The organism is Citrobacter sp. CK206, from assembly GCF_030333125.1.
In the GTDB taxonomy this organism is placed as follows: Bacteria; Pseudomonadota; Gammaproteobacteria; order Enterobacterales; family Enterobacteriaceae; genus Citrobacter_B; species Citrobacter_B koseri.
Map to the genome: position 1 here is coordinate 158,301 of NZ_JAOWGM010000026.1, position 13,406 is coordinate 171,706.

Below are 13,406 nucleotides of genomic sequence, written 5' to 3' on the forward strand. Positions count from 1 at the left end.
TATACGACTCAAATTAGTCCGCCAGAAACAGCGGGCCCAGTGGCGTTTTGGGAAGGCCAAACCGTTCCGGGTAATCAACCGCAACCAGATACAACCCTTCCGCTTTCGCCGTTGCTGCTGAAAGCCGCCTGTCCTTCGCCGCCAGCAACTCTGCTATCCAGCTCTCCGGCTGGTTGTGGGCGCCTACTTCCATCAGGCTACCGACAATATTCCTGACCATATGATGTACAAAGGCATTGGCTTTGATATCGACCACCACATACGCACCGTGACGCGTCACGTTAATGTGCATCACATTTCGCCACGGCGTACGCGACTGGCACTGTACCGCGCGAAACGAGGTAAAATCATTTTCACCAATCAGACACTGCGCCGCCCGGTGCATACGTTCTGCGTCCAGCGGCTCATAAAAGTGCGTAACCCCATGACCTAAAATCGCCGGGCGCAACCGATGATTGTAGATGATGTAGCGATAACGGCGAGCCGTTGCGCTAAACCGGGCGTGAAAATCCTCAGGTACAGCTTTAACCCAACGAACCGCGATGTCACCAGGTAAATTCGCATTTACACCCAGCGTCCACGCCGCGTCTTTACGCAACGCGGTGGTTTCAAAATGCACCACCTGCCCCGTTCCGTGTACGCCAGCGTCTGTCCGCCCGGCGCAAAACACGTTAACAGGTTCGTTGGCAACCTGAGAAAGCGCTTTTTCCAGCTTTTCCTGAACGCTGCGCACTTCGTTCTGGCGTTGCCAGCCATAATATTTGCTGCCGTCGTACTCAATGCCCAGCGCAATTTTATAAACTGGCGGTTGTTCCACTGCTGACATCAGTACAGGTACTCCTGCACCAGTTTTTCCGCGGTCTTAACCGCCATCAGCGCGCCGCCAAAGCGAACGTTATCGGCCACCGACCAGAACTGAACCTGCTCCGGCATGCCATAGTCGTTACGCACACAGCCGACAGAAAGCTGCGGATTGCCTGATGCATCGCCCACCTGAGTCGGGAAGTCAGTCTCTTCAGACAGCACAATATCTTCGCCGCGAGAAAAGGCATCGCGCGCCTCTTCCGCCGCCAGCGGGCGCAGCGCTTCAAAACTGACCATTTGCGCATGGCCATAAAATACCGGCGACTGAATGCAGCTGGCGGAAATCATCAGCCCGTCGTCCTGCAAAATCTTACGCACTTCATCAACGATACGGCGCTCTTCGCGCACGCTGCCTTCACTGTCCGGCAGGAGCGGCAGCATGTTAAACGCCAGTTGGCGACCAAAGAAATCATCTTCGTCGATAGGAATACCGTTGAGCAGTTTCGCGCTCTGACCGGCCAGCGCATCCACCGCTTTTTTCCCGTGTGCCGAGGCAGAAAGCAGGCTGGTGACGCTAATGCGCGACAGACCGCCTTCATCAATCAGCGGCTTCAGCGAGGCCAGCAACTGGCTGGTCAGGCTGTTGGCTACGGCGATCACATTGCGGTTGCGGTAATCGGCCAGCACAGACGGGTTCACTTCCGGCACCACTAATGGCACATCCGGTTCCAGGGCAAACAGGCCGCTGCTGTCGATCACCAGACAGCCCGCATTGGTGGCTTCCTCAACCCATGCGGCAGAGGCTTCAGCGCCAGCGACAAAAAACGCCAGCTGCGCCTGCGTCCAGTCAAAATCAGCGACATCCTGCACAATGACAGACTTGCCGCTATAGCGCAGATGTTCGCCCGCACTTTCATTACGCGCCAGCGCATAAATCTCACCGACCGGGAACTGACGTTCAGCCAGCGTTTCGAGCAGGGCTTCGCCTACGGCGCCTGTTGCGCCCAGGATGGCAATGTTCCAGCCTTCAGACATGGTGGTTTACTCCAGAAATAGCAAAGCTCCCCGCGCTATGCAGGGAGCGACAAAAAGAATGTTAATGGGCCGGATGATGAACGGCGTTGAAACCGAGCTTATGCAGCAGCGTGGCGGCACTGGCATCGTCGCACATCACGTACAAGGAAGACCATTCACGGCGCTCAAGGTAATTCTTACGCAGCTTATCAAACTCGCCCGGAATTCCGGCGACTTTACGCAGTGGCGCATCATCGCGGCGCACATCATACACCAAATGCGCCAGCCTTTTCAGCGTCGGCTGATCCAGCGGGCCATGCAGCGTAATACGCCCAAACTCCGGCGCGGGTAGCAGCGTATCCAGCGCCACTTTTTGCGCCCGTCCGATAAACGTACTATAGGCTTCAAAGACCTGCGTGGTGCCGCGCGCCTTCCCTTCCAGGGTATAACCGGCAATGTGCGATGTGCCGATATCAATTTTTTCCAGCAGCGCCACGTTGAGATCGGGCTCCCCTTCCCAGACATCAAGCACCACGCTCAGCGACTGCCCGGCATTCAGGCGCGCCAGCAGCGCGGTGTTATCCACCACCGGGCCGCGACAGGCGTTAATCAGAATCGTCCCCGGCTTCAGCCGCCCGATCAGCGCCTCATCCGCCAGGTGCAGCGTCTTGTAAGGCCCCTCTTTATACAATGGCGTGTGGAACGTCAGAATATCCGCTTCCTGGACCAGCTCATCCAGCGAGCGGAAATCACCTTCATCGCCCCGGTCCGCACGCGGCGGATCGCACAGCAAAGTGCGAATGCCCAACGCTTCCAGCCTCGCCTGCAAGCGAGCGCCAACATTACCTACGCCGACAATCCCCACGGTGCGGTCGCTTAAAGCAAAACCGTCACGCTCCGCCAGCATCAGTAAAGCGGAAAAAACATATTCAACAACAGCGATAGCATTGCAGCCAGGCGCCGCTGAAAACCCCACGCCAGCCTGCTTAAGCCACGCCTCATCCACATGATCGGTTCCGGCGGTTGCGGTGCCGACAAATTTGATGGATTTTCCCCCAAGCAGCGCTTCATTCACTTTGGTGACTGAACGCACCATTAACGCATCCGCATCATCAAGTTCTGCAACGGGAATGGGGCGACCGGGAACCGCTTTGACCTCGCCCAGACGGCTAAACAATTCGCGGGCATAAGGCATATTTTCATCAACGAGGATTTTCACGTCTGCGTACCTGTTTGAGAACGAGAGTTAACCGGGCAAGTGTGCCATAATCTGGCCGCCAGGCATACTTTGCTAAGATTTATGGTTTAAGGATAAGTGATGATGCAACCCATTTCCGGTACTCCCGCACGCCCTCCCGGTGAAGGTCAGACTGCGCCTTCCGTTGCCGGAGAACAGCCGCTATCCACCCAGCAGCGCACGGTGCTGGAACGCCTGATTACGCGTCTGATTTCGCTGACGCAACAGCAAAGTGCGGAAGTCTGGGCCGGAATGAAACACGATCTGGGCGTAAAAAGCGACACGCCGTTGCTATCGCGTCACTTCCCCGCCGCAGAACAAAATCTCACGCAACGCCTGAGCGTCGCTCAGCAGAACCACGCGAATCGTCAGGTGCTCTCGCAGTTGACGGAATTATTAAGCCAGGGGAACAACCGCCAGGCCGTCAGCGATTTTATTCGCCAACAGTACGGTCAGACGGCGCTCAGCCAGTTAACGCCCGAGCAGTTAAAGAATGTGCTGACGCTACTGCAACAGGGGCAACTTTCCATTCCTCAGCCTCAACAACGTCCGCCAACCGACAGACCGTTATTGCCTGCCGAGCATAATACGCTCAACCAACTGGTGACGAAGCTGGCCGCCGCGACGGGCGAATCGGGCAAACTTATCTGGCAGTCCATGCTGGAACTTTCCGGTGTGAAAAGCGGCGAGCTAATCCCTGCAAAACAGTTCACGCACCTGGTCACCTGGCTGCAAGCGCGCCAGACCCTCAGCAACCAGAGCGCGCCCACCCTACAGACGCTACAGGCGGCGCTAAAACTGCCGCTGGAGCCGAATGAATTCACGGCGTTAAGAGATTACGCCCAGCAGACATATCAGGCGTTGCCGCATACAATTCTGACAACCGCTCAGGTTCAGGATCTGCTGAACCAGGTCTTTCTGCGCCGCGTTGCGCGCGAAAGAGAGTTAACCGAGCCGCATCACATTCAGCCGATATACAGCCCATTCGCCCCGATGATTGAAACCATCAAATCCGTAACGGCGCGACCGGGGCTGATCTTTATCGCACTGGCGGTTGCCTTCATTCTGTTCTGGCTGGTGTCTTAACCCCGGCGAAACGACAGCAGCGTTACCACAATCCCCACGACGGCAGAAATCGCCCCGGCGAGAAACACGGAAGAGTAGCCGCACGAGGTGGCTAACAGCCCGGCCAGAGGGCCGGTAATGCCGTAGGAGATGTCCTGAAACGCGGCATAGCCGCCAAGTGCCGTACCGCGTACCTGAGAAGGTACGCGCTTCACCACTTCAACACCCAGCGCCGGGAAGATGAGCGAGCACCCAGCCCCGGTTAATGCCGCGCCCAATAGCGCAATCCAGGCCACAGGCGCCAACCAAAGCAGCACCAGCCCTGCCGTTTCGACCAACAGGGACGCAACCGCCACCTTCACGCCGCCAAAGCGATCCGGCATCCAGCCAAACAGCACGCGCATCAGCACGAAAGCGCCGCCAAACGCGGTCAACGTAAAACCGGCCATCGCCCAGCCTTTACTGGCGAAATAGAGTGAAATAAAGGTGCCGATAACGGCGAAACCAACCCCCTGTAGCGCCAGCCCCAGGCCCGGCTTCCAGATGAGGCCGACGACGCTCCACAGCGACGGACGTTCGCCCGCGTGCGCAGGTACTTTACGCACGGTGCCATTAAATGCCCAGGCCAGCAGCGGCAGCGCCATTGTCGTTCCTGCCAGCGCCGCAAAACCGTAATGGCTGTGAATCAGTAAACCAAGCGGCGCACCGGCAGCCAGCGCGCCGTAAATCGCCATGCCATTCCACGACATCACTTTACCGGAGCGCGAAGGCCCAACCAGCCCCATCCCCCAGGTCAGGGTTCCGGTCAGTAGCTGGCTTTCGCCAAAACCCAGGATCAGTCGCCCGACAATCAGCAACGCGAATTTTACAGGTACAGAAACAGGTAACAACGCCGCCAACAGCCACGCGCCCCCCGCCAGCGCGCAGGCCAACATCCCCTGTAGCGCGGAACGTTTGGCGCCATATTGATCGGCCAGTCGCCCGGCGTAACCACGGGTTAATACCGTTGCAAGGAATTGAATGCCCACCGCGATGCCGACCATCGTGTTGCCATAGCCCAGCTCATGGTGAACAAAAAGAGGGATTACAGGTAACGGTAAACCGACCGTCATATAGGTCAGAAAAACCGCAAAAGCGATACGAAAAAGCGAAAAATTCGCAGAAGGTGTTTTTTCTTTTTGGGATACAGCTGTCATGCGTTACTCCAGAATGCAGAGTAAGGCGAGGAAATGCCACGCCCCCTCCACCTGACCATCAGGATTAAGGTGCGTTGGATAACGTTAAACGCTTACGCATTATCATGGGGATAATGTTGAGCGTGAAGTCTGCCTGTGAGCCGCTAAACTTGTCAACCTTGAAGTCTCAGGAAGTTGTATCAAAACGAAGACTTGTCATCGAACAGAAAGGGAAAGACGGCATCGATTCCCTTTGTCCTGAACAGCCCGGTCACCTGTATACGTTGCCCCGGCGTCAGTAGCCTGAATATCATATCCCAGATCTCTTTGGGTTCCACTTCCTGGTCGAAGGCATTCTCCAGCGTTAGCACTGCCTCATTTTCGTTCAAATAAGGACGGAGGTAGAGAGGAAAAACAGAAATATGGTACTCCTCAGCTTTCGATTTAGCACGCTTACGTTTGACACTCTCTTTCCCCTCACTGTACTTATTCAAACGTTCACGAACCGCAGGCACACTTCCTGGAAACCCCGGTAATGCAAGACACTCCTTAACCGTGAACCACTCTTTTGCCATCAGTCTCTTTCCTTTTCCCTGATGAAATAAAAATATTTTTTCTTTTGCGCGAAATTTCAGGTTTATTCTGGCAATATTCTTATAATGAAAAAGAAAGTAACGTTCTTTTTGTCGCGCTAATTTATAACCTGAAAAATATCGGCGCCGATAACACATCTTCTTAGGATTACAGAATGGAACACAAAAGCCAAGACTGGCATCGTGCAGATATTAAAAGTGCACTGGAAAAAAGAGGAATTACGCTCAGAGATCTTTCACGAGCAGCTGGATTATCTCCCGACTCGTTACGCAATGTATTTACCCGCCATTGGCCCAGAGCAGAGCTGATCATTGCAGTGGCGCTGGAGACCACACCAGATGTGATTTGGCCTTCGCGCTACATTTCTGGTCATGAGGAACCACATCAGCGTTCAGAAGAATAAAACACTATAAATCCCGAAATATTTTTCAGGTCAATATTATTTGGCATATTAAATACAATCACATTATTTATAATTCTTTTTTATAGCACATATTACCTATATAGCCCATTATTACAGTGATAATTAATTAACGGATCACGTAATAACACCCAAAGGATATAATATGGTCTGGGATATAAGAACAGCAACAAACTATGCAAAGCATCACGCTCATACACACTCAATCAAAAAATGTGCTGAATATACACGAAAGGCAATCCGTGCCGGAGGCATAGATATAGGGAACACTGGGCACGCCAAAGATTATGGTTCTCTTTTAATGCACGCGGGTTTCAGACCCGTCTCTCCTTATGAGTCCCCGCGAGCAGGTGATGTTGTCATTTTGCAACCGTATGAGGGAGGAAACCCAAGCGGTCATATGGCTATATTTGATGGACAAGACTGGTATTCCGATTTCAAACAACGTGATATGTGGGCAGGTCCTGGTTACAGAGCAGCAAAACCACAATATACGATATATAGGAGGAACTAATGCGATTTATTCTCCCATTAATCCTTTTACTGTTATCCGCATGTAATGTTCACAATGATACAAGTAGTCGTAACATGGTGAGTCAATTCTACCCCCTGTACATGGCAATATACGCCAGCGATAACGATAAGAGCCTTATCAATTACACCAATCCTATTTATGAAAAATATGTTTCAACTGAAATTATTCGCAGATTAAAGAAAATTGACGATTATTATGAGCAGGAAATCGTGGCGTCAGACTACTTTATGTACGTGCAGGACTACGCGCCGGAATGGATCGCTAAATTCCACGCAGGAACAGCCAGTGCTTTTTTGGGAGGTGAAAAAGTGGATGTATGGCTTGGCGATTCCGATACCCGCCTTATCCATTTAATGGTGTACACTCGCCGGGAAAATGGTCAATGGAAAATTTATCGGGTACGCGATCTTACCCACCAGTTTGAACACCCGATCTACGATGCAGGCGCTATTGCCCGCGCCAGGGCGTGGTCTGCAAAAATCGAGCAGGAATACGAAAACAAGCAATAAAAAGGGAGCCATTATCGGCTCCCCTGTAGGCCTGATAAGCGAAGCGCCATCAGGCAAACGTTGATGTCGGATAGCGGCGCAAACGCCTTATCCGCCCAACGTCTTCAGATTTACGCTTTCAGCTTACGCATAACCAGCGTCGCGTTAGTGCCGCCAAAGCCGAAGCTGTTGGACATGACGGTCGTCAGTTCGCGATCGGTGGCTTCGGTTACGATGTTCAGACCTGCCGCTTGCTCGTCCATCTCTTCAATGTTGATGCTCGGCGCGATAAAGCCGTGTTCCAGCATCAGCAGCGAATAGATAGCTTCCTGCACGCCAGCCGCACCCAGAGAGTGACCGGTCATCGCTTTGGTCGCGGAGATAGCCGGGCTCTTATCGCCAAAGACTTCACGAATTGCGCCCAGTTCTTTCACGTCGCCTACCGGCGTAGACGTACCGTGGGAGTTCAGGTAGTCAATCGGAGAGTCAACGCCGTGCATCGCCATCTGCATGCAGCGCACTGCGCCTTCGCCTGACGGTGCAACCATGTCAGCGCCATCAGACGTTGCGCCGTAACCGACGATTTCCGCATAGATGTGCGCGCCGCGCGCCAGAGCATGTTCCAGTTCTTCAACCACAACCATACCGCCGCCGCCCGCGATAACGAAACCATCACGGTTCGCATCATAGGTACGGGAAGCTTTAGACGGATCGTCGTTGTATTTGGTGGACAGTGCGCCCATCGCGTCGAATTCACACGCCATTTCCCAGCACAGCTCTTCGCCGCCGCCGGCAAAGACGATGTCCTGTTTGCCCAGTTGAATCTGTTCAACCGCGTTGCCGATGCAGTGTGCAGAGGTCGCGCAAGCAGAGCTGATGGAGTAGTTCACGCCGTGGATTTTAAACGGCGTAGCGAGGCAGGCAGAAACGCCGGAGGCCATCGCTTTGGTCACTACATACGGGCCAACGGCTTTCAGACCACGCGGGCTACGCATGGCATCTGCGCCAAAGACCTGGAATTTCGGGGAGCCGCCGCCGGAACCTGCAATCAGGCCAACGCGCGGGTTATTCTGGTAAGTTTCTACAGAGAGACCCGCATCAGCAATCGCCTGCTCCATAGAAAGGTAAGCATAGATGGATGCGTCGCTCATAAAGCGCACTACTTTGCGGTCAATGAGGCCAGTGGTATCCAGTTTGACGTTACCCCAAACATGGCTACGCATGCCGGAGTCCTTCAGCTCCTGAGAGAAAGTGATCCCTGAACGTCCTTCACGCAGAGATGCCAGGACTTCCTGCTGGTTATTACCGATGCTGGAAACGATGCCCAGGCCAGTAATCACTGCACGTTTCATTCAATACCTCTGTAAGTCGCACTATTTTAAGATTCGACTCGCACAATAGCGTACACTTGTACGCCGAACAAGTCCGATCAGCCAATTAATATGGAAATTTGCGCCTCCGGGCGCACATCGCTAAGATCGTGACACTGCCTGTCAGACGAGTAACTTACGTGAAACAATACGCTATACAACCTGCCAACCTTGAATTCAACGCTGAGGGTACACCTGTTTCCCGAGATTTCGATGACGTCTACTTTTCCAATGATAATGGGCTGGAAGAGACGCGTTATGTTTTTCTCGGCGGCAATCAGCTTGAGGAGCGTTTTCCGCTGCACCCTCGCCCATTATTCGTGGTGGCGGAGAGCGGTTTCGGCACTGGCCTTAACTTCCTGACGCTCTGGCAGGCGTTCTCGCAGTTTCGCGACGCTCACCCTGAGGCTACGCTACAAAGATTACATTTTATCAGTTTTGAAAAATTTCCCCTGACGCAGGCCGACCTCGCTTTAGCCCATCAACACTGGCCAGAGCTTGCCCCCTGGGCACAGCAGCTACACGCGCAGTGGCCGCTGCCGCTGGCCGGGTGCCATCGTCTGATTCTTGATGACGGTCGCGTGACGCTGGATCTCTGGTTCGGCGATATTAATGAACTGACGGGGAAACTGGATGAATCTCTGAACCAGAAAGTGGACGCCTGGTTTCTGGATGGTTTTGCCCCCGCGAAAAACCCTGACATGTGGACGCAGAATCTGTTTTCCACCATGGCGCGACTGGCTCGCCCCGGCGGAACGCTGGCGACGTTTACCTCTGCGGGATTCGTGCGCCGGGGGTTGCAGGAGGCAGGGTTCACGATGCAAAAACGCAAAGGTTTTGGCCGCAAGCGTGAAATGCTTTGCGGCGTCATGGCGCACACGCTGACGTCCCCCTCCCCGACGCCGTGGTTCACCCGCAGCGGCAGCGCCAAACGAGACGTCGCAATCATCGGCGGCGGCATCGCCAGCGCGCTGCTGTCGCTGGCGCTTCTGCGCCGCGGCTGGCAGGTAACGCTCTATTGTTCAGATGAGCAGCCCGCGCAAGGCGCATCCGGCAATCGCCAGGGGGCGTTTTATCCCCTGCTCAGCAAACACGATGCGGCGATTAACCTCTTTTTCCCGAGCGCGTTTACGTTCGCGCGGCGTCTGTATGACGCGCTGCCGGTGACTTTCGACCATGACTGGTGCGGCGTCACGCAACTGGGCTGGGACGAAAAGAGCCAGCATAAAATCGATCAGATGCTGTCGCTGGCGTTGCCCGATGCGCTCGCAGTGGCTGTAGATCCAGACCAGGCGCAGCAGGAAACAGGCGTGGCGACACACTGTCGCGGAATAACGTATCCGGCTGGCGGCTGGCTGTGCCCCGCACAATTAACCGCTGCGGTGCTGGCGCTGGCGGCCACACAAGGGCTGCGGAGGCATTATACACACACGCTCACCGCCCTTTCGCACCAGGCCACAGGCTGGCAGTTGCAATTTGCAGAGGGTAAGGCAGTTGAACATGAGGTGGTCGTGCTGGCAAACGGGCATCAGATTAACCACGTTGACCAGACGCGTCCGTTACCGGTCTATTCGGTGGCTGGTCAGGTAAGCCATATCCCGACGACGCCTGCGCTTTCCGCATTACGCCAGGTGCTGTGCTACGACGGATACCTCACGCCGCAAAACCCTGCCACTCATCAGCACTGCATTGGCGCCAGTTACCATCGCGGCAGTGAGGAAACTGCCTATCGTGAAGACGATCAGCAGCAGAATCGCCAGCGCTTGATCGACTGCTTCCCGAATGCCGCATGGGCAAAAGAGGTTGATGTCAGCGAAAAAGCGGCGCGCTGTGGCGTACGCTGCGCCACGCGCGATCATCTGCCGATGGTCGGAAATGTGCCGGACTATGATGCAACGCTCGCACAATACGCCGCCCTTGCCAGACAGAAAGACGCTGCCGAACGCGCGCCGGTTTATCCTGATTTGTTTATGCTGGGAGCGCTCGGATCGCGCGGGTTGTGTTCAGCCCCGCTCTGCGCGGAAATTCTCGCGGCGCAAATGAGTGAAGAGCCCATTCCGATGGATGCTGACACGCTGGCGGCGTTAAACCCGAATCGTCTGTGGGTACGGAAGTTATTGAAGGGAAAAGCGGTGAAATAAGTCCATCCGTTGGATGAACGTTAACGCCACCCGGCAAGGTGAAAATGCCGGATGGCGACGCATCCGGCCTACGCGTTAATGGCCTTCTGGAACAGGTTATCCCACATCTCTTTCACTAACGCCTGGTCACGCGGCGACAACTCGCCTGCGCCAATCGCTTTTTCCAGGCTGCTGGTGACGTTGGCATACACCGCTTCTGCGGAATGGTCATCACCGCCTTCCAGTTCTGCAACTGCTAACGTCAGGTGGCCACGCAGATATCCGCTGGCAAACAGCTCGTCATCGCTTGCGTGCTCTACCATATCGTCAATTAATGCCAGAATGCGTGATTCAAACTCCGCGATCATCTTCTTTCCTCATTGTAAACGTGGCGTCGGCCTCAGTTGAGCGCTTCCGGCCACGGGAACTGTTCCGCCGTAATGTCAGGCGTGTGATAATAATTCTGTAACGCTTTAATAAACCGGGCCGGGCGTTCAGGAATGCCTTTTTCCAGGTACTCCATCACCTGGGCATGAACCCGGCGCTGAAATACCACGCGATCCGGTTCGAAGTCCCCTTCCAGGTTGTCGCAACTGACGTTAAACGGATAACCCGCCGCCACGCAAAACAACCAGTCAAAGGCCTGCGGTTTCACTTCCACGTCTTCAAACTGGCTTTGGGTTTGCGCATCACGCCCATCCGGGCAATACCAGTAACCAAAATCCACCAGCTCACGACGCGCCTTTCCGGCAATACACCAGTGCGAAATCTCATGCAGCGCGCTGGCGTAAAAGCCGTGCGCAAAAACAATCCGGTGGTACGGCACGTCCGCATCAGCAGGAAGATAGACCGGTTCGTCATCGCCTTTAATCAGACGGGTATTAAAATCGTCGGCAAAGCAGCCGTTAAAAATATCAATTAGCTGTTGGTAATGATGCGTACTGTTCATTAGTTCATCCCCAGCAAGTGGAGAATCTCCTGTCCGTGGTTATCATAAAGTAGTTTGGCGCTCATCACCGCAGAGACGATGACAATCATCGGGCGAATGAGCTTCTGTCCTTTGCTTAACACCAGTCGTGAGCCCATACGAGCGCCCAGAAACTGGCCAATCAGCATCACGAAACCTGTCGCCCAAATGACTTTACCGCCAATGGCAAACAGCAACAGGCCGCCAATATTCGAGGTGGCATTCAACACTTTGGCATGGGCGGTGGATTTTGCCAGGTTGTACCCGCACAGCGTCACAAACGCCAGCGCGTAAAACGATCCGGCAGCCGGGCCGAAGAAGCCATCGTAGAATCCGACGCAGCCCCCGGCGACCAGCGCGAAAGGCAGGCCATAAAGCCGACGCTGACGATCCTCTTCGCCGAGTTTCGGCATCAACAGGAAATAAAGTCCAATACAAATAACCAGCACCGGTAAAATCTGCCGCAAAATGCTCGCCTGGACATATTGCACCAGTAACGCGCCGCTCATTGAGCCAATGAACGTCATCAGAATATTGAGTTTCTGATCGGCAAGATTAACCACTTTGCGACGAATGAAATAGATTGATGCGGAGAGTGAGCCGCCGCAGGCCTGCAATTTATTGGTCGCCAGCGCCTGTGCTGGCGACATGCCTGCCGCCATTAATGCAGGGATCGTTAATAAGCCGCCTCCCCCCGCCAGCGAATCAATAAATCCAGCCAGCATTGCCACGAAAAAAAGAACAATCAATAACAGCGGGGACACCATAAACAGATTTAAAAAATTGTCCATTAGAGTACATGCTCATCCAGTAGCGCCTGGCAGGAAGGCGGCAACGGTGGCGGTGTCTTCTTCTCAGGCTTTGTTGTTCCAGGTTCAGGAGGTTCAAACCAACTTTGTAGTTCTGCGCCGCATCCATCGCCAGGCGGAGGCAAAGGCTGATCTTCGCACTCCAGGCTGTCGGCAGGGCAACGTAATCGTACATGCATATGCGCACGATGCTGGAACCAGGGTCGCACTTTACGCAACCAGTCACGATCGGTTCCGGCATCCAGGCATAGCTGCTGTTTAATGGCAGGATTAACAAAAATACGCGTGACGTCGTTATCTTCCGCCGCCAGTTTTATCAGGCTGGAAATTCCCGGCTTCCACAGCGAAGGCACCACATGTTTGCCGTCGCGGGAGACCAGGTCAATTGCCTGAGGTCGCAGTAGCTGCGCCTGCGTCCAGCGTGTTTTCGGCAGTTGCAGAAAAATATCGACATCGAGCCCGGTCTGGTGGCTGGCATGTCCGCCGTTGAACCGCCCGCCCGCAGGCATCCCCATATCGCCGATCAACACCGTTCCAAACCCAAGATTGCTGACCTGAGTGCTCAGTCGTTGAATAAACATCACGAGATCGGGATGACCAAAATAGCGGCGCTGATCGGTACGCATCACCTGATAGTGTTCGGACTGCACGGGAAGCGTGTCTGCCCCAACAATGCAGCCATTCGAAAAGCCGCCGATGGATTGCGCACTTCCGGGAACAGGATGCGTAATTTTCTGCCAGGGCGTCGCCGCCAGGCTGACGCTGCTGACCAGAAGAGCCAGCAACGCGAGTGCCGTTTTTTTCATT

15 protein-coding genes are annotated in these 13,406 nt (G+C 54.4%); 5 read left to right on the top strand and 10 right to left on the bottom strand.

Going from position 1 to position 13,406, the window contains the following annotated elements; translation table 11 throughout:
- Positions 1-13: 13 nt before the first annotated feature.
- The 3 genes from truA to pdxB form a co-directional block, all read right to left on the bottom strand.
- Positions 14-826: a tRNA pseudouridine(38-40) synthase TruA gene (gene truA / locus OGX81_RS10890; protein ID WP_104868400.1), complete on the bottom strand. Its 813-nt coding sequence runs from the start codon at positions 824-826 to the stop codon at positions 14-16.
- Complete coding sequence (locus OGX81_RS10895) at positions 826-1,839, bottom strand: aspartate-semialdehyde dehydrogenase (protein ID WP_012131450.1); 1,014 nt, start codon at positions 1,837-1,839, stop codon at positions 826-828. Before OGX81_RS10895 ends, truA begins: the two co-directional genes overlap by 1 nt.
- 61 nt (positions 1,840-1,900) lie before the next feature.
- Entirely contained in the window at positions 1,901-3,037 is a 1,137-nt protein-coding gene (pdxB, locus tag OGX81_RS10900) for a 4-phosphoerythronate dehydrogenase PdxB (protein ID WP_012131449.1), read from the bottom strand.
- A 102-nt stretch (positions 3,038-3,139) separates the two neighbouring features.
- Here pdxB and flk point away from each other — a divergent pair, with 102 nt between their 5' ends.
- Positions 3,140-4,141, top strand: a complete 1,002-nt coding sequence (gene flk, locus OGX81_RS10905) for a flagella biosynthesis regulator Flk (RefSeq protein WP_049008705.1) — start codon at positions 3,140-3,142, stop codon at positions 4,139-4,141.
- On the opposite strand, the gene OGX81_RS10910 is transcribed toward flk, so the two are convergent.
- Positions 4,138-5,316 carry an MFS transporter gene (locus OGX81_RS10910; protein ID WP_047462305.1) on the bottom strand — a complete coding sequence of 393 codons (1,179 nt, stop codon included), beginning with the start codon at positions 5,314-5,316 and terminating at the stop codon, positions 4,138-4,140. The genes flk and OGX81_RS10910 overlap by 4 nt on opposite strands.
- Before the next feature lie 179 nt (positions 5,317-5,495).
- Positions 5,496-5,870 (bottom strand): MerR family transcriptional regulator, encoded by a 375-nt coding sequence (locus OGX81_RS10915; protein ID WP_104868399.1) that lies wholly within the window; start codon positions 5,868-5,870, stop codon positions 5,496-5,498.
- A gap of 173 nt (positions 5,871-6,043) precedes the next feature.
- On the opposite strand from OGX81_RS10915, the gene OGX81_RS10920 reads away from it, so the two are divergent.
- The 3 genes from OGX81_RS10920 to OGX81_RS10930 all read left to right on the top strand — a co-directional run bounded on the left by OGX81_RS10920 (position 6,044) and on the right by OGX81_RS10930 (position 7,354).
- Positions 6,044-6,292 (top strand): helix-turn-helix domain-containing protein, encoded by a 249-nt coding sequence (locus tag OGX81_RS10920; protein ID WP_047462299.1) that lies wholly within the window; start codon positions 6,044-6,046, stop codon positions 6,290-6,292.
- A 163-nt stretch (positions 6,293-6,455) separates the two neighbouring features.
- The gene (locus OGX81_RS10925; RefSeq protein WP_058667779.1) at positions 6,456-6,824 is read left to right on the top strand and encodes a hypothetical protein; all 369 of its coding nucleotides are present in this window, start codon (positions 6,456-6,458) and stop codon (positions 6,822-6,824) included.
- The gene (locus OGX81_RS10930) at positions 6,824-7,354 is read left to right on the top strand and encodes a YqhG/Tai3 family protein (protein WP_104868398.1); all 531 of its coding nucleotides are present in this window, start codon (positions 6,824-6,826) and stop codon (positions 7,352-7,354) included. The genes OGX81_RS10925 and OGX81_RS10930 overlap by 1 nt, the downstream gene beginning before the upstream one ends.
- A gap of 110 nt (positions 7,355-7,464) precedes the next feature.
- On the opposite strand, the gene fabB is transcribed toward OGX81_RS10930, so the two are convergent.
- Positions 7,465-8,685 (bottom strand): beta-ketoacyl-ACP synthase I, encoded by a 1,221-nt coding sequence (fabB, locus tag OGX81_RS10935; RefSeq protein ID WP_058667781.1) that lies wholly within the window; start codon positions 8,683-8,685, stop codon positions 7,465-7,467.
- 158 nt (positions 8,686-8,843) lie between these two features.
- Here fabB and mnmC point away from each other — a divergent pair, with 158 nt between their 5' ends.
- Positions 8,844-10,844: a bifunctional tRNA (5-methylaminomethyl-2-thiouridine)(34)-methyltransferase MnmC2/FAD-dependent 5-carboxymethylaminomethyl-2-thiouridine(34) oxidoreductase MnmC1 gene (mnmC, locus tag OGX81_RS10940; protein WP_286487569.1), complete on the top strand. Its 2,001-nt coding sequence runs from the start codon at positions 8,844-8,846 to the stop codon at positions 10,842-10,844.
- Between the two features lie 68 nt (positions 10,845-10,912).
- Here mnmC and OGX81_RS10945 read toward each other — a convergent pair whose 3' ends face one another.
- From OGX81_RS10945 to mepA, 4 genes are read right to left on the bottom strand one after another with little or no spacing between them, the layout of a single operon-like run.
- Entirely contained in the window at positions 10,913-11,191 is a 279-nt protein-coding gene (locus OGX81_RS10945) for a YfcL family protein (RefSeq protein WP_012131443.1), read from the bottom strand.
- Between the two features lie 32 nt (positions 11,192-11,223).
- Positions 11,224-11,772: an elongation factor P hydroxylase gene (locus OGX81_RS10950; protein ID WP_012131442.1), complete on the bottom strand. Its 549-nt coding sequence runs from the start codon at positions 11,770-11,772 to the stop codon at positions 11,224-11,226.
- The gene (locus tag OGX81_RS10955; RefSeq protein ID WP_012131441.1) at positions 11,772-12,581 is read right to left on the bottom strand and encodes a sulfite exporter TauE/SafE family protein; all 810 of its coding nucleotides are present in this window, start codon (positions 12,579-12,581) and stop codon (positions 11,772-11,774) included. The genes OGX81_RS10950 and OGX81_RS10955 overlap by 1 nt, the downstream gene beginning before the upstream one ends.
- On the bottom strand, positions 12,581-13,405 hold the full coding sequence (gene mepA / locus OGX81_RS10960) for a penicillin-insensitive murein endopeptidase (protein WP_104868396.1): 825 nt from the start codon (positions 13,403-13,405) through the stop codon (positions 12,581-12,583). The genes OGX81_RS10955 and mepA overlap by 1 nt, the downstream gene beginning before the upstream one ends.
- Between the last annotated feature and the right edge of the window lies 1 nt (position 13,406).